The organism is Rahnella sp. CFA14(1/10), from assembly GCF_004195095.1.
In the GTDB taxonomy this organism is placed as follows: Bacteria; Pseudomonadota; Gammaproteobacteria; order Enterobacterales; family Enterobacteriaceae; genus Rahnella; species Rahnella perminowiae.
This window is the reverse complement of the sequence record NZ_SEWS01000002.1, coordinates 117605-137862: the sequence shown is the minus strand read 5'-3', so window position 1 is coordinate 137862 and position 20258 is coordinate 117605. Positions and strand designations below refer to the sequence as shown.

The following is a 20258-nucleotide window of genomic DNA, read 5'->3' as shown; positions in this document are numbered from 1 at the left end:
ACAAAAATCCGCAATAAACAGATCCCTTATTAAAAAAACCGTATCCGGGCTAAATATCTGCATAAAAATGCCGATAACACATGCAGATAAATTATTTTCACTGACTTTGTGACTTATTGTGAGGTTATATATGTTAAGAAAGCTTCGCAATAAGGTAAAAGTCGAGTTGTATTTTTGGATCGGGTTATTCATAGTAATTTATTTAATTTCTTTGTATTTTAATATGAATGAAATTCTTTATTCTTTCTTTACTTCATATGAAACCTACAATTTAGATGAAATTTTCATCGCACTCAATGTGACTGGTTTTCTTGGCCTGATTTTTTCCTTTATGAGAATAAAGGCCATGGAGAAGGAAGTGACCCGTCGAATGGAGGCCGAACAGAATTTTCATTGGGTTGAATGTCATGATCCCGTGACGGGATTACCCAATACAATCACATTAACCTCTGCCATTGCCCAATATAATAATGAAAACAAAAACAGCTTCGGTGTATTCACTATAGAAATAAACAGACTGAAGGATATTAATGATATTTTCGGCCATGACTATCATAATGGAATATTTAAGATCGTGGCAGAGAGACTGGTGAATATTTTTCCGGGTTGCGTTTATAAACTCACAGCAGATAGTTTCCTTGTTCTGAAAGCTAATATTGATAATACCAATCTGACATTGCTGTCCGGGCGGGTTATGCGCACCTTATGTTCACCTGTTAATCTGGACGGAATTACATTCAATATTTCTGCCAATATGGGTATTTCACGATTTCCGGAAGATTCGTCCGATCTTAAAAAGGTCATTCAGCAGTCCGATTGTGCCATGCACGTTGCTAAAAAAGCCGGCAGAGAGCAGATCAGAGCATTCGCTGCGGGCATGGAAGATTCTCTGTTATCCATGGCACAACTGGAACGTGATTTTAAATCAGCGTTGCAAAACAAAGTTTTTGTCAGTTATTACCAACCCTTAGTGGATCTGAAATCAGAAAAAACTATAGGTTTTGAAGCCCTTGCCCGATGGGAAATCTCGGAGGGAAAATTCATCCCACCCTCCAGGTTCATTGCTCTTGCTGAAGACACGGGGGCAATAGCGGAACTGACAGAATATCTCTTACGGGAGGCTTGCCTTGATGCGCTAAAATGGCCATCTGACAAACTGTTGTCCTTTAATCTTTCACCTTTACTTTTATGTAACAAGGATCTTAAATCAAGAATCATAGATATTCTTGACGATGTGGGTTTTCCGCCGGAGCGTCTGGAAGTTGAAGTCACGGAAAGTGCGTTGTTTAGCGATAAACACCTTGCCAGGCATACCCTTAAAAGACTCCGTGACGCAGGCGTTAAAATTGCTCTCGATGATTTTGGCACAGGATATTCAAGCCTTTCCCAGCTCTGCAACTTCCCTTTTGATACCTTAAAAATTGATAAGAGTTTTATTGATACATTCCAGACGAATGAGAAACAGAATAAAATTGTTTGTTCGATTCTCTCCCTTGCCCATGCACTCAACGTGAAAGTTGTTGCTGAAGGCATTGAATATGAAAGTCAGCTTGTTATTTTACAGGAACTCGGATGTGATATTGGTCAGGGGTATTTCCTCGGAAAACCGGCCCCTGTAGCCCATATTCATCAATCAATAAAATCACCTTTAACAGAAGCCTAAAAGGTCACACCGGCATGACGCGGTGACCGGCGGGTGAACTGTTGTTCGGTCATCGTCATGCCCCACTGGTCGCCCTGCCATTCTTTCATCAGTTCGAAACCAAACGATTCATACAGACGTCGCGCAGCATTAAGACCACTGAAGGTCCAGAGCTGAACAGCGTCGAATCCGCGCCCGTCGCAAAACGCTATCGCTTCACTGAGCAGTTTTCTGCCCATGCCCGCTTCCCGGCAGCGGTTATCAAGAATAAACCAGCGCAGGTGGGCTTCGTTATTTCCCAGATCCTGACCGTCTATAGCCACTGAACCTATCACCCGACCATTGCTGATCGCCAGCCAGACCCGGTTGCAGGGTTCATGCAGACGCCCGCAGAACTCGGCCAGTCCGCTGGCAACCTTTCCCTCAAAGAAATGCCCGAAGTTGTAATTATTGGCGTAATACGTGCCATGCATTTCCACAATCCGGCCAATCATGCCCGGCTGATATCCCGTGACGATTTCAATGGTTTGTTGGGGTGCAGCATTGTCCGCGTCGCGACAGCGTTCAAGGGCGCGGGCATACGCCGTCAGGCCGTTGGCGACGGCTTGCTGCTGCGTAGCATCCAGATTTTCCAGCGCCTTGATCACGCGCATGGCGCCGTATTCATTAATCCGCCCGACCGTCTGTATGCCCTTTTCCGTGAGTGTCAGCTGTTTCACCCTGGCATCATTTTCCACCGGTACTTCCTGCAGTTCACCCGCAGCCAGCAAGCGGGCAAGCATGCGGCTGACGCTGGATTTTTCCAGCCCGAGGATCTGCACCAGCTGTGCGGCGGTCATCGCGCCCTGATTTTCAATTTCCACCAGGCTGTGTACGGCAGAAGGTGAATATTCCGTGGCTGCCAGTGTGGCGTTCATAAAACCCAGTTCGCGTACCATAAGGCGCGAGGAGGAACGGATTTCTTCGATTAAGGCGTGGTCTGGCATGAGTTTACCCGGGCTTCTGGTTGATAGTTGTATCATACAACCATCAACCTCTGTGCACTGTCAAGATCGCGATACAGATTGTGCATGACAATCCGGCACGTTATGTGCAGGATGGATTTTTTCTTTCCGGGGATCATTCATGAGCGTAAAAACGGCATCGCTGGAAAGCCGTATCCGGCAGCAATGGGATCAGCTTTCGTTGCATGAACAACGTTTAGCCGATGTCCTGTTAGCAGCGCCGGGCCAGCTGGCGATGAATACCGCGACTGAACTGGCGCAGAGCGCGGGCGTATCCAAAGCGACCGCCACACGATTCTTTCGCCACATCGGTTATGAAAGCTACGATGCTGCCCGCCGTCAGGCGCGTGAAATGCAAAACAGCGGCTCGCCTCTGTATCTTCAGGCCGCACCCAGCGCTTCGCCTCTCGGCACGCTGATACAAAATCATCTGGAAAAAGAGGTTTCCAGCCTGGTGAACACGTTCCGTTCACTGGAAGATGACCAGATGGAAGCCTGCGTGAAGGCCATTGCCAAAGCGAAGCGTGTGGTGGTGATGGGCTGGCGTCACAGTCAGACCATCGCCATGCTGATTTACCGCGACCTGATCCACGTTCACCCCGACGTCCGCCTGCTGCCGCGCGCCGGTGATTCGCTGGCAGAACATCTGGCAGCGCTCGGCCCGCAAGATGTGGTGATCTGCGTCGGGCTGCGTCGCCGTATGCCTGTACTGGAAACCGCCATGAGTGCCCTGGCTGACATGCAGGTGCCGATGCTGTATATCTCCGATGTGTTGGCCGGTAAACCGGCGAAATATGCCAACTGGGTCTTGCGCTGCCATACCGACGTTAATCTGATTTTCGACAGTACCGTGGCGCTCTCCGGCGTCTGTAACCTGCTCTGTTCACTGGTCGCCCGTAGCATGGGTAAAACCGGCAGCTACCATCTCGCCACCATCGAAACCCTGCACCAGAGCCTCGAAGAACTGGAGTAATGCGCCGCACTGGCGCAACGGTTGAACACTTATCCCCAAATCAGTGCAGCGGCGGATCTTTCCGCTGCTTTTTCATTCCCGCCAATGAAACCAGAGAAATAAAAATATTATAATAAGAAACGTTTGTTTCTCATTGATTATCGAAGAAAAAAATGTTTCCCATCATATTCAGGCGGCGACTGTTTAAAAAAGTGGCATGGAAACTGCTCTGTGGTCAGTGACATTTCACCCACACCAGGGAATCACCATAATGAGAAAAATAGCACTGCTGATCGCTGCTTTAATCACTGCTGGCGCGGCCGGCACCGCACACGCTGACACGCTGTCAGACATCAAAAGCAGCGGTAAAATCACCGTCGGCATCGACCCGACCTTCCCGCCTTATGAGTTCACCAACGATAAAGGCGAGATCACCGGCTACAGCGTGGCGATCATGCAATCTTTCGCCAAAGACCTCGGCGTGAAACTGGAGTTTCAGAAAACTGCGTTCAGTGGCATCCTGCCCGGCCTGATCTCCGGCTCATTCAATGCCGAAGGTTCTTCCCTTAACGTCACCGCCGAACGCGCCAAAAAAGTACTGTTCACGGTGCCTTACAGCAAAACTGTCAATGGTGTGCTGGTGCGCGCGGAAGATGTGAAAAAATTCAGCGGCAAAACGTTGTCGCCGGAACAGTTGTCTGGCCTGAGCGGAGCTGTGAAAAGCGCCAGCGTGCCGGAACAATTGCTGAAGGGCTTTAACGAAACGCTGACCAAAGAAGGCAAAAAGCCGATCACCATCATCAGCGTGGATACGCTGGATCAGACCGTCAGCACGCTGATGACTAAACGCGCCAATTTCGTGTTTGACGACATTTCGGTGCTCGCGCCGATCGTTAAAAAATACCCGAACAAAGTCGCTCAGGTTGGCGAAGCCGGTCCGTCGCAGTGGATGGCGTGGGCAACACGTAAAGACGACACCAGCCTGAACAAAGCCATCAGCAATCATATTTTGGCGATGCAGAAAGACGGCGAACTCACCACGCTGCAAAAACAGTATCTCGGCACCACCTTTACCGTACCCGCCAGCGATTTCATTCCTCAGGAGTAAGTTATGTGCCAATCCCTGCTGACGGTGCCCGCCGGTCATGGCAAAACCTTTACCGTGAACAAAGGGCAATTTATTACCGTCACTGATGCCCAGGGGCAGCAGGCCGCCGATTTTGTGGCCGTGAATGCCGCCGACCTGAATGAAAAACTGTCGCCGGTGCATACGCGTCAGCATCTTCGTTCGCTGCTCTTCAAACCCGGTGAGGCGCTGTGGTCAAGTGAAAACCGCCCGATGTTGCGCATCGTCGCCGACACCATTGGTATTCATGATGCCAATGTTCCGGCCTGTGACCGCACGCGTTTCAGTATTGATTTCGGCGTTGAAGGCCATCGCAACTGCGTCGATAACCTGCTTGAAGGCATGAAGGCACACGGCGTGACCTATTTCAGCCTGCCGGAACCGTTCAACCTGTTCCAGAACGGGCCGGTCACCGCCGATGGCCGCATGGAAGTCACGGATCCGAACAGTAAAGCCGGTGACTGTATTGTCTTTGAAGCCCTGTGTGACCTGATTTGCGCGGTGTCGTCCTGCCCGCAGGACATCATTCCCGGCAACGGTTTACAGGTCACGCCGATTGATATTCAGGTCAGCAATCATTACCACGGGGGAAATTCAGCATGCTGTTAATGCGTCAAGGCTGGGCCGAAAGCGAAGTCCGTCCGCTGGCCAGGCCGGTAGATATCAAAGCCGGTGAGACGGGCTCCATTCGCGTGCTACGCGGGCAACTGTTACGCATCACGGCAGCGGGCGAAGGCGCGGTGGCCTCACTGTTTGGCTTCAGCCTGAGCGACCCTGCCGTCTGGCTGTCGGTTCATCACACCCGCGTATTCAGCAACAGCTATCTGTTGGGTTCCGGGATGCGTCTGGTGAATAACCGCCGTCGTCCGGTGATGGTGCTGGGCAAAGACAGCGTAAAACGCCATGACCTGCTGCTGCCGGGTTCGACCACCGCATGGCTGACTGAGCGTGGTTATCAGGGGGATGGCTGCATTGAATCGGTAAAAAGTGAACTGGCACGTCTGGACATGAACGTGCCGAAACTGCCGGATCCCATCAATCTGTTCATGCACGTCCGGCTGACACGCGAAGGTGATATTTTGCCGGAAACCAACCGCACACAGCCGGGCGACAGCATTACCTGTCGCGTGGTGGCCGACACGCTATTTATCGTTTCCGCCTGCTGCACCGGTATTGAAGGCAATGATAAACCCGCGCCGCTGAAGCTTTCGGTCGCGGAAAATCTGTCAGCATTTGACGAGGAATAACGCATGTTGGGGCTGGATAACCAGGTGATTGCAGCACTTCCCGAATTAGGCCATGGCCTGCTGATGACGCTGACACTTACCGTCCTGGCGGCGCTGCTGAGTCTGTTGTGTGGGCAAATCATCTGCTTTATCCAGTTGCGCAATGCCAGGCTATGGCGCGTCACCGGGCGGTTGTATGTCAGCCTGATGCGTGGCACACCGGCTATCGTGCAGCTCTTTGTGGTGTTCTTTACCCTGCCGCGTCTCGGCCTCGGTGGTCAGCCAATGCTGGCGGCCGTGCTGGCGATTGGCCTGAACAGCGGCGCGTACGTCGCGGAAATCTTGCGGGTCAATCAGAGTCTGGTGACCCGTGGACAACGTGAAGCGGCGCGCACGCTGGGGCTGAACCGCTGGCTGACATGGTGGTATGTGATCAATCCGCAGGTGATCCGCGCCAGCCTGCCGATGCTGGTGAACGAGTTTACGATTTTACTGAAAACTACGCCGCTGGCGTCCGTTGTGGCGCTGACCGAACTGACCTATGCCGGACAAATCGTGATCGCCCGTACCTACGACGCCACGCAGGTACTGTTACTGGTATCAGCCGGATATTTGCTGATCGCACTGCCGCTCATCAGCGTAGTACGACATCTTGAAACAAAACGGAGGATGGCGTAATGGACTGGCAGGCAATTCTCATGTCATTGCCGTCGCTGGGCGATGGCATGTTGTCGACCCTCGGCCTGTGTGCCCTGGCGGCCATCTGTTCCCTTCTCTGGGGCACACTCATGGCCGTCGCACTGATGCGTGCCCCGCCATTCTGGCAACGGTTACTGCATCTTTACACCAGCCTGACGCTGGCGCTTCCGCTGCTGATCGTTATTTATCTGCTCTATTTCGTGCTGCCGGAATACGACATCACTTTTACCTCACCGCAGGTCGGTGTGCTGGCGCTGACATTGTATTACGCGCCGTATATTGCGCAGGTTGTACGCTCGGCGATTGAGATGTTGCCCCGCGGCCAGTGGGAAGCCTGTCGTGTGTTAGGGCTGAGCCGTACGGAACAGTTGCGCGATGTGGTGTTACCGCAAACGCTGCCGCAGATGCTGTCACCGCTGGTCGGGCTGATGATCGGCCTGATTAAAGACTCCGCCCTGCTGTCGATTGTGTCAGTGCAGGAGTTTATGTACGCCGCCAGACAGGCGATTTCTGAGACTTACGCGCCGCTGGAGATTTATCTCACGGTCGCGCTGTGTTACTGGATGCTGAACAGTTTGATTGACTGGCTGGCGCGCCATATTGAATTTCGCATGACGCGCTATCGTCGTGGCATGCAACATTAACCAGGAGAAAAAAATGTCGGTTGAATTTGAGCATCGTGACATCCGGTTGATCCCCGCCCGCCACGGTAAAGCCGTGCGTCTGGCGAAAGGCGAAGCCGTGCAGGTCGTGAATTTGTACGGCACACAAGTGGTGGATTGCTGGGCGTATAACGCCGAAGACGTCAGTGAATATATGTGTATGGAAGCCACGCGCGTGTGGAATCAGAGGCTGAATCCACAGGTGGGTGACAGCTTTATCACCAGCCAGCGCCACCCGATTCTGACGCTGGTCGCCGACACCTCACCCGGCGTGCATGACACTTTTATGGCCGCCTGCGATGCGCGTCGTTACGAGTTACTCGGCTGCACCGAACCGCACCGCAACTGCCACGACAACCTGTTTGAAGGCATGGCGGAACTGGGCGTAACACTGCCGCACGGCAATCTGGCCTCGTTCAACATCTTCATGAACATTCAGGTACAACCGGACGGCCGTACCCTGAAAACCCTGCCCGTGGTCACGCGCCCTGGCGACTACATTATCCTGCGCGCCGAAATGGACTGCTACGTCGCCTTCTCCGCCTGCCCGCAGGACATCGTCAGCATTCAGGGCCAGGGTGATAACACCCCGCGAGATGCGGAGTTACGCATTCTGACCTCAGGTTTCCCGCAGGTACAGTTGCAGGGGGCCTGGGTACCTGAAGGGGTTTAAGGCGGCGCAAAGAAACGGGCTGATAGCCCGGTCAGATCCTCCCCTGCGCAGGGGGAGGAGCAAAATCCCCTTTATCTTCCTGCCGGTTCCGGCCTGACTGCGCCTTCCAGCGCAGCCTTTAATTCACTTTCGGTCATCCGCACACAATAGGACGGCATGCCGCGCTGGAAGCGCCAGCCTTCGGAAAGTGCGCCGACATCAACGGCGTCAAAACCAAATGCGTCGTATAACGCAATGACCGTTTTTTTCGTTTCCGCATCATCGCCGGCGACAGGCAATGCCCGGCGTTGCGGGTTTCCGGCAGGTAAGCCGTCTTTTTCAAGATCCGTCATCTGAATCGCATTGAACGCTTTGGTGATTTTTGACTGTGGCAGGAAGCCTGCAAGATATTCGCTGGTGGTCGTGGTCTGATTGTCCAGTTCTGCCACCTGACCGTCACGTTCGGGATAATAATTCACAGCATCGATGACCCGTTTTCCGGCGATTTCCGCGACCGGCAATTGCCCGATAGCCGTCAGTGGCACAGCAATCACCACGATATCGCCAAAAGCAGCCGCTTCTGTGGCCGTACCGATTTCACACCCGATCATCGGTCTGAGGCTGAATAACGTCTGAGGCCCCCGCGAATTACTGAGCATGACCTGATGTCCGGCTTTTATCGCCAGTTTCGCCACTGCCCGGCCCACAAAACCTGCCCCGATAATGCCTATTTTCATGATTTTTACCTTTCATTTTGTTGTCGATAGGTTAAGAATAATTCCCTACTCAATATTGATAAATCGTCGCTATCGACACACACAAACAACATATAAGAGGGAATCGTGGATCGTTTAACCAGCATGAATGTATTCGTCAGAACGGCCGATCTCGGTTCTTTCGCGGCCGCAGCTGAGGCATTACGTATTTCCCCGCAAATGGTCGCGAAGCATATTGCCCGTCTCGAATCGCGACTGGGGACGCCACTGATCAACCGCACGACGCGGCGTCAACATCTTACGGATATCGGACGCAGTTATTATGAGCGCTGTAAAATCGTGCTTTCAGAAGCCGACGCGGCGGATGCCATCGCCCTTGAGATGAAAATCACGCCTTCAGGCACTTTGCGCGTTAACGCTCCGGTTACCTTCGGCACATCCTCGCTGACGCCTTTCATCACGCACTATCTTGCACAATATCCGGAGACACAAATAGAGCTGACCCTGAGCGACCGTCTGGTCGATCCGGTTGAAGAAGGTTATGAGGTGATCCTGCGAATTGGTGAACTCACTGACAGCCAGATGATTGCTTATCCGCTGCGACCGTACCGGCTGATTGCCTGTGCGTCTCCGGACTATCTTGCCCAAAATGGGGTGCCGGAAACGCCTGCAGAACTGGCCAACCATTCATGTCTGGTTTACGGTATCTGGTCGCCACAGGCCCCCTGCCGCTGGCAATTTTATAAAGAAGGAAAAATGCAGGAAATTCACCCAGAGGGCCGTTTGCGCTCGAACGACTGGCGCGCGCTGCTGCACGCCGCTGTCAGCGGATATGGCGTGACACTGGGGCCGGAAGATGTGCTGAAGGAAGAAATAAATGCAGGACGGCTGATACAGGTTTTACCCGGCTACGAAGGCCCTTCGCGACCAATGCATGTACTGACACCTGCCGGTTTACGGCAAACCGTGAAGATCCGCAGTTTTATTCAGGCGGTAAAACAAGCATTTGGCTGACCCCCCCGGCCAAAAAAAATCCACGCTTGTGCGTGGATTTTCACTTTGACGCGGTGAACAGTGAGAAGGTTACCGTTTCGCCAGCGCCGCCGCATTTTTACCGGCCAGAATGCCGAAGATAATAATATCGGCGACAGCATTACCACCGATGCGGTTCGCACCGTGGATACCACCGACCACTTCGCCTGCGGCCCAGGCACCGGTGATCGCCTGTTTCTGCACATTAAGCACGGCGGTATCAGGGTTAATGGTCACGCCACCCATGGTGTGATGCACACCCGGTGCGATGCGGATGGCAAAGAACGGGCCCTGATTAAGCGGGTGACGCAGCGCAGTCGTGCGGCCAAAGTCTTCGTCTTTTTTCTCCACGACAAACAGGTTGTAGCGCAACAACGTTTCCGACAGCGTGTGCGGATCCATATTCAGCTTCACCGCCAGTTCTTCCGGCGTAGGCGCGCTGATCACAAAGCCTTTGGCGATATACTCGTCGGCCGCTTTGTTACCCGCCCGCACCTGTTCGTCGAAGATCACCCATGCACTTTTTTCCGGTAACGCGATAATCCCGGCAGATACTTTGTCGCGGGTTTCCATTTCATTATAGAAACGCTTCCCGGCCTGACTGATCAGGATCGCACCCCCGCCACGGATCGCCTCTGAAATCAGATAAGAAGTCGTCTGCTCTACCGTCGGGTGGATCTGTATTTCGCCCATGTCAACGGTATCTGCGCCCAGTTTCTGCAGCAAGGCAATCCCGCTGCCGGTTGCACCTGCATGGTTCGTGGTCACGAAACCATCCAGTTCAGGGCGATATTTCACCACCATCTCGCGGTTGGCACTGAATCCTCCGGTGGCGACAATCACGCTTTTGGCATTCAGAATGCGGCTGTCATTGTATTCATCCACCACTTTAACGCCGGTCACCACGCCATTTTCAGACAGAATTTCGGCGACGGTGGTTTCGAGCAGCACTTCGATATCGCGCTTGTTGATGTTTTTCACCAGACCGCTGATCAGGAAGCCGCCGACTGCTGAACGATCCGCCGGACGATGCGTGCGGTCGATGCTCATCCCGCCGGTGATGGTGATATCGTTCAGTTCGATCTCTTTCGCCGCCAGCCATTCAACCGCTTCCGGGGCCAGTTCCACAAACTCTCTCAGCAGCACCGGATTGTTTTTGAATTTGCCGCCCTTCAGCGTTTCGTCATAAAACAGCTCTTTGCTGTCTTCGATGCCTTTCAGTTTCTGGAAACGGGTTTCTGCGGCGTTCATACCCACTGAAGCTTTGATGGTATTGCCGCCGATGGTCGGCATTTTTTCGATAATCACCACATGCGCGCCTTCGTCATGTGCCTGAATCGCCGCAGCCAACCCTGCGCCACCGCTGCCCACCACCACAACATCATAGTTTTGCGGCGCCTGCGGGTTACCGCCCTCTTCAATAACATGTTCTTTACTGGACGTCGCCAGCGCACGTGAGACCGCTTTTTTCAGCGCCTCACTCTGGGTGGTCGCGCCGGTAATGGCATCGACATGCGGACTGTTGGCGACCAGCATACGGGTTCGCAGGCTTTCAAACGTGGTGGTGAAATCGACGTCCAGCGAGTCATCTTTGACCAGTGCAATATCAGTAATACGGTCAGTATCGAGCGTAACGCTGATCTTCAGCTTCAGCGCTTCAGCTTCGACTTTTTCCTGATAAACCCCGGCTTTGTATTTACGGCCGGTGACGCTGGTGTCGCGGATCATGGCATCAACCAGCGAGAAGCGCCACAGCGGCTCAGGGATGTTCAGTTCTTCGCGTTTATGGCTGTCGATAAACAGCTCGAGATGATCGTTATTGATAATACGGTCAGCCCAGTCCGGATAAGCAATACAGGCTTTCCCGACGGCGATCAGATCAAAGCCGTATTCCAGCCCCTTTTCGGCATCAGCTTTATTGATCACCCCGCCGACGCCAATCACCGGCACTTTGGCGAGGGTTTCAGATCGCATGGCACGGTATTTAGTGATGAGTGGCGTCGGATCCTGGGTATCGACAATGGAAGGACGCAACAACTGCCCGACTGAGAAGTGTACGTAGTCCAGCCCGCGGGCGGCGAGTTTTTCCAGCAGATACATTGTATCGTCAAAACGGATACCGGGGACTTCCAGTTCTTCCGGCGAGAAGCGGTAGCCGATAATAAAAGACGCATCCGCCAGGCGTTCCGCCATTTTGTGGGTGATCTCGAGGACTTCCAGCGGGAAACGTGCGCGTTTGTCGCGGTCACCGCCCCATTTATCAGTGCGCTGGTTGGAGTTCGGCGAGTAAAACTGCTGGATCAGGTAGGTGTTTGCGCCATGGATTTCCACGCCATCGAAACCGGCTTTAATGGCACGGTTCACGGCATCACCAAACTTGGTGATCAGCGTGTCCACTTCTTCGCCGGTCAGCTCTTTCGGCCGGGTCGCACCTTCACGCGGCGCAGCAATGGCGCTTGGTGCCACTGGCGTACGGCCGCCGATCAGTTCCGGCTCCACCATTCTGCCGCCGTGATAAATCTGCAGAATCGCTTTTGAACCTTTAGATTTAATGGCATCAGCAATTTTCTTCAGACCGGAAATTTTGTTGTCGCTGTCGATAGCGATCGCGCCCGGGAACGCCGGCCCCATACGGTCAATGAAGCAGCATTCGACGATGATTGTACCGATACTACCGGCACGGTCGCGGTAGTATTCCACCAGTTCACTGGTCACGGTACCGTCATAAAAGCCGGTACAGGTCGTCATGGGGGCCATCAGCAGACGGTTTTTCAGTACCGCACCGTTAGGAAGCGTGAGCGGATTAAGTACCGGTGTCAGCTTATTCATTATGATCAACTCCGAAATGTGTAAGTCTTGAATTTTTTCGTGGCCGCATTGCTTATCCTTGCTTACCGTAAATAAAAACTACCATTTAATTAAGCAACCCGGAGCAGGTGATGAATACAGAAATCTGTGGGCTAATGTATTTATATCAGACGATAAAATTAGCGTTATAAACGTTGTTTAAGCAGGAGTTGTTTATTTAACCGGCATGAAAACCGATACCATCATCAATTGTTAATGATGAGTTGACAAAAATCAACTTTAGAATAACATAAAAAACTCCACCTTGAAAATCAGTACGTTGACCGCAAAACTGGCGTTTACTCAAATTTACTCTACAGTCATTTAAACGGATTAACGTCAAAAAAAATTAACCACAATTTCTGTAATGTCATGGGTTGCTGAATGAATGCATTACGCCATTTTGCCTGAGAACATTTACCTCAGAATAATAGTAACGTCTTAATTTCGTCACAAAGGATCCACCATCATTACGTACCGCTTAACGCATTTCAGATCGAAAGAATAATTAATGGTTTTCTGAATCAGAACACCCTCTCAGATAACCGTGGCGTAACGCTCACTCTCAATTACGGGCAGACAAAATTTATGAAACCCACATCCACATTGAATGATCCCGGCACAGCCGATCCGGCCTCCGGGGTACTCACAAAACGTCTGATTATGCTGTTCCTGCCGGTGCTGGTGGCGGTGCTTTTACTGCTGACCCCGGTCCCTGCCGGGCTTGAACCCTATGCGTGGCATTTCTTCGCTATCTTTGTCGGCGTCATAGTCGGCCTGATTTTTGAACCCTTGCCTGGCGCCGTGATCGGCCTGACCGGTGTGGTGGTAATCGCCCTGTTCAGCCAGTGGCTGTTATTCAGCCCGGCCGAAATCGCTAATCCAAAATTTAAGATGCCCGCCGAGGCATTCAAATGGGCGGTGAGCGGCTTCGGCAACTCGACGGTCTGGCTTATCTTTGGCGCGTTTATGTTCGCCGCCGGGTATGACAAAACGCAGTTTGGCCGCCGTCTGGCGCTGATCCTGGTGAAATATCTCGGCCGCCGCAGCCTGACGTTAGGTTACGCCATTACCTTTGCGGATCTGCTGCTTGCACCTTTCACGCCATCCAACACCGCACGCAGCGGCGGGACCATTTACCCGATCATTGCCAACCTGCCACCCTTATATGGCTCCAAACCGAATGACCCGAGTGCGCGTAAAATCGGCTCTTATCTGATGTGGGTAGCGATTACCGCGGCATGTATCACCAGTTCGATGTTCCTGTCGGCGCTGGCCCCGAACCTGCTGGCGCTGGCGTTAGTCAAAAGCATCACCGGCTTTACTATTTCCTGGGGGATGTGGTTCCTGGCCTTCCTGCCCCTGGGCGTACTGCTGATCCTGACCATGCCACTGCTGGCCTATTGGTTCTATCCGCCGGAAGTGAAAATTAATGATGAGGTGCCGCGCTGGGCGAAAAGTGAGCTGGAGAAACTGGGTAAGCTGTCGCGCAACGAGATCCTGCTGCTGATCTTCGTGTGTTCTGCGCTGCTGATGTGGATTTTCGCTGCGGCGTGGATTGAACCCGCGCTGGCTGCACTGCTGGTCGTGGTGCTGATGCTATGGACCGGCGTGCTGAACTGGAACGACATCACCAGTAACAAACCGGCCTGGAATACCTTTGCGTGGTTTGCCACTCTGGTGGCGCTGGCGGATGGCCTGGCCCGTGTCGGTTTTATCGCCTGGCTGGGTAAAGAAGGCGGCCAGTTGCTTAACGGTTTCGACCCGCAGGTCGCCGCTGTTATGCTGCTGATTGCATTCTTCCTGCTGCATTACCTGTTCGCCAGTACCACGGCACACACCACCGCTCTGTTACCGGCTATGCTGACAATCGCGGCGGCCATACCGGGCATAAACATGCCGGTTTACTGCCTGATGATGGTGACCTCGCTGGGTGTGATGGGGATCATCACCCCGTACGGCACCGGCCCCAGCCCGATTTATTACGGCAGTGGCTATCTGCCGACCAAAGATTACTGGCGTCTCGGTACCATTTTTGGTGCGATTTTCCTCGGTAGCATGATGCTGATTGCCTACCCGTGGATGGTCATGATGTTCTGATACGTGCCCCCGCCAGACTGCCTCCCGCAGTCTGGCAACCCTTTTTGCATCACCGCAACCATCTGTCATTCCTGTAGAAAATAATGCTTACTCAGGATGGCCGCGCCGTCATCAATCGATTTGTGGATAAGCTTCACGCAGCGTTTATCATCACCGGCTTCCAGCGCCAGTAACAACTGATCGTAATTGTGCTGCCCCTGCGCCATATGCGGCGACTGGGGATAAAGATAGTTAAAGCAAGGGCCAATCTGCACCCACAGTTGCTCAATCAGCGCGGTCAGCGTGGGCATCGCGGCCATGTCATACAGCGTAAAGCGAAACTCCCGGTTCGCCTCTAAAGCACCCTCCACGTTATTTTCCACTTTCGCTGCCATAAATCGGGCATTCAGGGTTTTCAGTAAGGCAATCTGTTCCGCAGTGATCTGCCCGCAAGCTTGCGACACCGCCAGACCTTCAAGGTTTTTACGTATAAGCGTAATTTCCTGATAGCGCGCAGGTGCAATTTTAGGCACCAGAAAGGCCTGTGCCGGTGTGGCATCAAGCGCACCGGCCGATACTAAACGCAGCAACGCTTCGCGCACCGGCGTCACGCTGGTACCCAGTTTTTCAGCGATTTCTTTGGTCACCAGCCGCGCGCCTGGTTTGAGTACGCCGACGATTAATGCCCCTTTCAGTTTGGCTTCCACCTGCATGGTCAGGCTGACACGCTGCGCTTTTTCCATCTCAAACATGTGACGTTTTCCTTTAGCAAAATAATGGCTTTTCTTTTGCGGTTTAATCCGTAGCTTGCAAAAAATACATTATATAGGATATATCATGTATTGAAGAATTGAATATTGACTGACCTTTTTTGTGACGCACACCTTCACGTTAATTCCGTCAACTCTTCTGACGGCTTCACTTTGGGAATGACCGTAATGAGAATACCTGCCTTCAAACTGGCTTCACTCGCCCTGCTTATCAGCCTGGCAACACCGGCTGCTTTCGCCTCTGAACTGGTGATCGCCCAACCGGCTTCCGCCACGGCCATGGATCCGGGCTTCCTGAAAGAGTCTGCCACGCTGGTGGATAACCTCTTCGATACGCTGGTGCTGCGCGACGCCAATATGCAGTTGCAGCCTGGGCTGGCGACAAGCTGGAAACCACTGGATGATACCACCTGGACCTTCACCCTGCGTCAGGGCGTGAAGTTCAGCGACGGCGAGCCGGTTGATGCGAAGGCGGTAAAATTCTCCATTGACCGTATTCTTGACCCTGCTAATCACGCACCGACCATTTCCTATATCCGCACCATCAAATCCGTGGAAATCACCGGCGAGTATCAGGTGAACATCCACACCGCCGGCCCCGACCCGCTGCTGCCAACGCGCATGAGCCGCTACCCGACCTATATTGTGCCACCGGCGTATGTCACCAAAGTCGGTGCGGCAGAATTTGCCCGTAAGCCGGTCGGTTCAGGCGCCTATACCCTTATCGCGTTTATTCCCGATGAAAAAGTGGTGATGCAGGCCAATCCGGATTACTGGCGCGGCAAACCCGCCATTGATACCGTGACCTGGCGTCCGATCCCGGAGGCTACCGGACGCATCACTGCTCTGCTGACCGGCGAAGTACAGCTGGTTGATGGTGTACCGGCTGATCTGGTACCGGCGCTGAAAAACAAGCCGGGCGTACATCTTGAGCAGGTAAAAAATGGCGGGCTGACCATTTACCTCGGACTGAAGAATGACCAGAAACCACTGAACGATGTGCGCGTACGCCAGGCGTTATCACTCGCGCTGAACCGTGCGGCTTATACCCGCGATTTATTGCACGGTTTTGGCACACCGACCGGCACCATGGCCGGACCGAAAGATTTCGGTTATGAGGCCATCCCCGCCCCCGCTCAGGACATCGCCAAAGCCAAAGCGTTACTGGCAGAAGCTGGCTATCCGCAAGGTTTCACCCTGCGCTTCCAGGCTCCCCGCCGTTATATTGCCAGCGCCGACGTCGCCCAGGCGATTGTGCAGGATCTGGCTGCGATCGGCGTGAAAGCGCAACTCGAGGTGCCGGAATGGTCGGTCTATACCCAACAGGTGGCGGCGCAAAAACAGGCACCGATGTACATGCTGGCATGGGGTTCAACCCAGACGCTGGACGCAGATGCCGCGCTTTATCCGATCCTGCACTCCGGCGAGCCGTATTCCACGGTGAATTCGCCAGAGCTGGATACTCTGCTCAACAGCAGCCGCACCCTCGTCGATCCGGCCAAACGTGAGAAAATTTTGCAGCAGATACAGGAGGTTGTCGCCAGGCAGCAACCGCTTATCCCGCTGTACAAAGAAGATTCCCTGTATGCCAGCGCCGACAACGTAGCCTTCACCGGCCGCGCTGATTCGCGGATCCCGCTGTTTGACCTGAGGATTAAATGATTTCACTGCGTACAACCCTGCAACGGAAATCCCGCCGCCGGTTTTATGGCGACGGGATCCTCGGCGCACTGTTGCTGTTACTGGTGATTGTCCCGGCGCTGCTGGCGCCGTGGCTGCCCCTGCCTGATCCGCTGACAAACAATCTGGCTGCGGCCTTTTCGCCGCCGGACGGTCATCATTTGCTGGGCACCGATCAGCTGGGGCGTGATTTGCTGTCGCGGATTTTATCGGGTACGCGTCTCTCGCTGATGGTGGTGATGCTGGCCGCAGTCATTGCCGCCGTTATTGGCTCGGCGCTGGGCATGATTGCCGGTTACACCGGCGGCTGGCTTGATGCGCTGATCATGCGTCTGATGGACATTCAGCTGGCGGTGCCTTTTATCCTGCTGATCCTGCTGGTAATGGCGCTGTTCGGCGCGTCGCTGACTAATATCATTCTGATCATGGGCGTGACCAGCTGGGCGATTTATGCCCGCGTCGCCCGCGCCAAAACGCTGGAGATCCGCGAGCTGGAATTTATCGAATCGGTCAAAGCCATGGGATTTTCCACCCCGCGTATTGTGCTGCGCCATGTGCTGCCCAATCTGATGACGCCGCTGATTGTGCTGCTGACGCTGGATATCCCGCGCCTGATCGTACTGGAAGCCTCGATTGGTTTTCTCGGCATGGGCATTCAGCCGCCGACACCAACACTCGGCAATCTGATCGGCGAAGGCCGTTCTTACATGCTGCTTGCACAGTGGCTGGTGCTGTACCCGGGGCTGGTGATTGCGGCACTGGTCATTGGCTGCAATCTGCTTGGCGACAGCCTGCTGCGTAAAACCCACACGAGGCTCGACTGATATGCTGCGTTATATTTTGCAACGCCTCGGACAATCGGTACTGGTGATGTTTGGTGTGTCACTGCTGATTTTTTACAGTCTGCACCTGACCGGTGACCCGGCGGCGGTGATGATGCCGCCGGGCTCCAGCCAGCAGGAAATTGATAACTTCCGGCACAGCATGGGTTTTGACCGTTCACTGACATGGCAGTACTGGCATTATCTGACCGGTGTTTTACAGGGCAACCTTGGCGAATCGCTGCGCTACAGCCAGCCGGTCACTGAACTGATTGGCCAGCGCGTTCCCGCCACCCTGCTGCTGGCCTTTACCGCGTTACTCTGGAGCACTGCCGCCGGTTTACTGCTCGGCATCATCAGCGCGTTATATCAGAACACAGTGTGGGATCTGATTTCACGTCTGCTGGCTTTCAGCGGCCAGGCGGTGCCGGTGTTCTGGCTTGGCCTGCTGCTGATTATCGCCTTCAGCCTTAACCTGCGCTGGCTGCCTTCCGGCGGTTATGGCAGTGCCAGTCAGCTGGTGATGCCTGCCATCAGCCTTGGTGCGTATTACATGAGCGCCATTGCGCGTCTGATCCGTGCCAGTCTGATTGACGTTCTTCAACAAGATTACATCCGCACCGCCCGCGCCAAAGGGCTGAGCCGCTGGCGTATTGTGGTTCGCCACGGTTTACGCAATGCGCTGATCCCGGTCATTACGGTGCAGGGCATGTATTTTGCCTCGCTGCTTGGCGGTGCGCTGGTGACTGAAATCATTTTTGCCTGGCCGGGTATCGGCCGCCTCGCGGTCCAGGCGATCCAGAACCGCGATTTCCCGCTGGTACAGGCCATTGTGCTGCTCGCCGCGCTGGTGTTTGTTGGCATTAACCTGATCATCGATTTGCTCTATGTGGTACTCAATCCGAGGATCCGCCTGTGACATGTTCCATTTCCCCCTCACTGCATGCGACGCTCGGTTTACTCAATGCGATGACGCCGTTTGCCAGTGTGTCCGGCCAGCTCAGCCAGCAGCGCGAACTGGCACAGTGGCTGGAAGACTGGATCCGCCAGCAACTGAACGGCGTGCCGGTGTTGCCGGTCAGCCTGCAAAACGACGAAAGCACCCCGCCGCTGGTACATATGCGCATTGAGCGTCAGGCGGCGAAAACGCTGGTGCTGTACAACATGTACGACGTGATGCCCGCCACGGATGAAGGCTGGGAATTCCCGCCTTTCACCGGCGGCATGACTGAATGGCCGGGCACCGGCGCGGTGTATATCGCACGCGGTGCGGAGAACAATAAAGGGCCGCTGGCGGGCATGCTGATGGCGATAAAATCGCTGTGCGACACTGGCGGGCTGGACGTCAACCTCGAGATCATCCTCGAAGGCGAAGAAGAAACGGGCAGCGGCCGGTTACGCCGTTATCTGGCGCAGGAACCGTGCCCTGTGCCGCCCGCCGGGGCAGTATTTTTCCCCTCGCTGTGCGAGTACGGCGGGGGCGAACCCCGCGTGTATCTTGGTTTCAGCGGACTGAGCGGCGGCCGTTTACGCGTCAGCGGCGGCGCATGGGGCGGCCCTCATGCAGCGATCCACGCCAGTAATGCCAACTGGATTGCCAACCCCGTCTGGCGGCTGGTTCATGCCCTTCATACCATTGCGCCCGCCGTAAACAGCGGCGTCATCGCGCGTCTGCCCGTCGATGAGGCGGCAAACGAGCTGCTGCATACGCTGGCGGAACACTTCAGCATTCGCGATGAACTGCGCTTTCGCCACAGCGAAACCTTATCGGTCAGCGGCGATACGCTGGCCTGCCTGCAACAACTGATTAACGGCGCGGTGCTTAACATTTCAGAAATCCGCAGTGACCCGCAACAGGCACGGGGTGTAATCCCGCACAGCGCCAGCGCGGAACTCGCCCTGCGCGTGCCGCCGGGCATTGACGGTGAAAATCTGCTGGCAGACGTCCGCCGGACGCTCAGCCAGGCGGAATTTGGCGGCGTGGAGCTTGAGCTGGACGACAGCTATCCCGGCCACCGTTTCCCGCGCAACAGCCCCGGCGTCGATGCCCTGCTTGCCAGCTACCAGCTACAGGGCGCAAAACCGCAGATCTGGCCGTGGGCACCAGGCTGCGCACCGGCGTATACCTTTGCCCGCATCGCACCGGCCTTCCTGATTGGCGGCCTGGGTCACGGTGGCAATGCGCACGGCGTGAATGAATTTGTCACCCTGCACGGGCTGGAGCGCTTTCAGCAATCCGTCACTGACTGGATCCGTTTTTATACCCATGACAGCTCTTTTTCTGCTTTGCCGGAATAAGCCGGCGAAGCTTTGCGTCAACATCCGGGAATGTTTAAAAGATAATCAGCAG

The 20258-nt window shown here is 54.2% G+C and carries 17 protein-coding genes and 1 pseudogene; 14 read left to right on the top strand and 4 right to left on the bottom strand.

The features are described from left to right. The first annotated feature begins 130 nt into the window (after positions 1-130). Complete coding sequence (locus EVX52_RS04330; RefSeq protein ID WP_129990685.1) at positions 131-1663, top strand: bifunctional diguanylate cyclase/phosphodiesterase; 1533 nt, start codon at positions 131-133, stop codon at positions 1661-1663. Here the strand turns inward: EVX52_RS04330 and EVX52_RS04325 are convergent. Then, positions 1660-2628 (bottom strand): bifunctional helix-turn-helix transcriptional regulator/GNAT family N-acetyltransferase, encoded by a 969-nt coding sequence (locus EVX52_RS04325; RefSeq protein WP_129990684.1) that lies wholly within the window; start codon positions 2626-2628, stop codon positions 1660-1662. The genes EVX52_RS04330 and EVX52_RS04325 overlap by 4 nt on opposite strands. Positions 2629-2767: 139 nt before the next feature. Here EVX52_RS04325 and EVX52_RS04320 point away from each other — a divergent pair, with 139 nt between their 5' ends. The 7 genes and pseudogenes from EVX52_RS04320 to EVX52_RS04290 all read left to right on the top strand — a co-directional run bounded on the left by EVX52_RS04320 (position 2768) and on the right by EVX52_RS04290 (position 7984). Further along, complete coding sequence (locus EVX52_RS04320) at positions 2768-3619, top strand: MurR/RpiR family transcriptional regulator (protein WP_129990683.1); 852 nt, start codon at positions 2768-2770, stop codon at positions 3617-3619. Between the two features lie 250 nt (positions 3620-3869). Continuing rightward, positions 3870-4706, top strand: a complete 837-nt coding sequence (locus EVX52_RS04315) for a transporter substrate-binding domain-containing protein (RefSeq protein WP_129990682.1) — start codon at positions 3870-3872, stop codon at positions 4704-4706. 3 nt (positions 4707-4709) lie between these two features. Next, a pseudogene (locus EVX52_RS04310) lies at positions 4710-5337 on the top strand (DUF1989 domain-containing protein); the annotation flags it as partial. Then, positions 5324-5971, top strand: a complete 648-nt coding sequence (locus tag EVX52_RS04305; RefSeq protein ID WP_129990680.1) for an urea carboxylase-associated family protein — start codon at positions 5324-5326, stop codon at positions 5969-5971. The pseudogene EVX52_RS04310 and the gene EVX52_RS04305, both read left to right, overlap by 14 nt. 3 nt (positions 5972-5974) lie before the next feature. After that, positions 5975-6628, top strand: coding sequence for an amino acid ABC transporter permease (locus tag EVX52_RS04300; protein WP_129990679.1), 654 nt, complete (start codon positions 5975-5977; stop codon positions 6626-6628). Then, complete coding sequence (locus EVX52_RS04295; RefSeq protein WP_129990678.1) at positions 6628-7293, top strand: amino acid ABC transporter permease; 666 nt, start codon at positions 6628-6630, stop codon at positions 7291-7293. The genes EVX52_RS04300 and EVX52_RS04295 overlap by 1 nt, the downstream gene beginning before the upstream one ends. 13 nt (positions 7294-7306) lie before the next feature. Further along, positions 7307-7984 carry a DUF1989 domain-containing protein gene (locus EVX52_RS04290; RefSeq protein ID WP_129990677.1) on the top strand — a complete coding sequence of 226 codons (678 nt, stop codon included), beginning with the start codon at positions 7307-7309 and terminating at the stop codon, positions 7982-7984. 71 nt (positions 7985-8055) lie between these two features. Here the strand turns inward: EVX52_RS04290 and EVX52_RS04285 are convergent, their stop codons facing one another. Next, positions 8056-8700: an NADPH-dependent F420 reductase gene (locus EVX52_RS04285; RefSeq protein ID WP_129990676.1), complete on the bottom strand. Its 645-nt coding sequence runs from the start codon at positions 8698-8700 to the stop codon at positions 8056-8058. Between the two features lie 105 nt (positions 8701-8805). On the opposite strand from EVX52_RS04285, the gene EVX52_RS04280 reads away from it, so the two are divergent. Then, positions 8806-9693: a LysR family transcriptional regulator gene (locus EVX52_RS04280; protein WP_129990675.1), complete on the top strand. Its 888-nt coding sequence runs from the start codon at positions 8806-8808 to the stop codon at positions 9691-9693. Between the two features lie 69 nt (positions 9694-9762). Here EVX52_RS04280 and EVX52_RS04275 read toward each other — a convergent pair whose 3' ends face one another. Continuing rightward, the gene (locus tag EVX52_RS04275) at positions 9763-12540 is read right to left on the bottom strand and encodes a flavocytochrome c (RefSeq protein WP_129951367.1); all 2778 of its coding nucleotides are present in this window, start codon (positions 12538-12540) and stop codon (positions 9763-9765) included. 606 nt (positions 12541-13146) lie between these two features. Between EVX52_RS04275 and EVX52_RS04270 the strand changes: the two genes are divergently transcribed. Next, positions 13147-14658: an anion permease gene (locus EVX52_RS04270; RefSeq protein WP_129951368.1), complete on the top strand. Its 1512-nt coding sequence runs from the start codon at positions 13147-13149 to the stop codon at positions 14656-14658. 65 nt (positions 14659-14723) lie between these two features. On the opposite strand, the gene EVX52_RS04265 is transcribed toward EVX52_RS04270, so the two are convergent. Beyond that, positions 14724-15389, bottom strand: a complete 666-nt coding sequence (locus EVX52_RS04265) for a GntR family transcriptional regulator (protein ID WP_129951369.1) — start codon at positions 15387-15389, stop codon at positions 14724-14726. Between the two features lie 186 nt (positions 15390-15575). On the opposite strand from EVX52_RS04265, the gene EVX52_RS04260 reads away from it, so the two are divergent. From EVX52_RS04260 to EVX52_RS04245, 4 genes are read left to right on the top strand one after another with little or no spacing between them, the layout of a single operon-like run. Further along, positions 15576-17069 carry an ABC transporter substrate-binding protein gene (locus tag EVX52_RS04260; RefSeq protein ID WP_129990674.1) on the top strand — a complete coding sequence of 498 codons (1494 nt, stop codon included), beginning with the start codon at positions 15576-15578 and terminating at the stop codon, positions 17067-17069. Continuing rightward, positions 17066-17911 carry an ABC transporter permease gene (locus EVX52_RS04255; protein ID WP_129990673.1) on the top strand — a complete coding sequence of 282 codons (846 nt, stop codon included), beginning with the start codon at positions 17066-17068 and terminating at the stop codon, positions 17909-17911. The genes EVX52_RS04260 and EVX52_RS04255 overlap by 4 nt, the downstream gene beginning before the upstream one ends. A gap of 1 nt (position 17912) precedes the next feature. Beyond that, positions 17913-18827 (top strand): ABC transporter permease, encoded by a 915-nt coding sequence (locus EVX52_RS04250; protein WP_129951372.1) that lies wholly within the window; start codon positions 17913-17915, stop codon positions 18825-18827. Continuing rightward, positions 18824-20206, top strand: coding sequence for a M20/M25/M40 family metallo-hydrolase (locus EVX52_RS04245; protein WP_129990672.1), 1383 nt, complete (start codon positions 18824-18826; stop codon positions 20204-20206). The genes EVX52_RS04250 and EVX52_RS04245 overlap by 4 nt, the downstream gene beginning before the upstream one ends. The last annotated feature ends 52 nt before the right edge of the window (positions 20207-20258 follow it).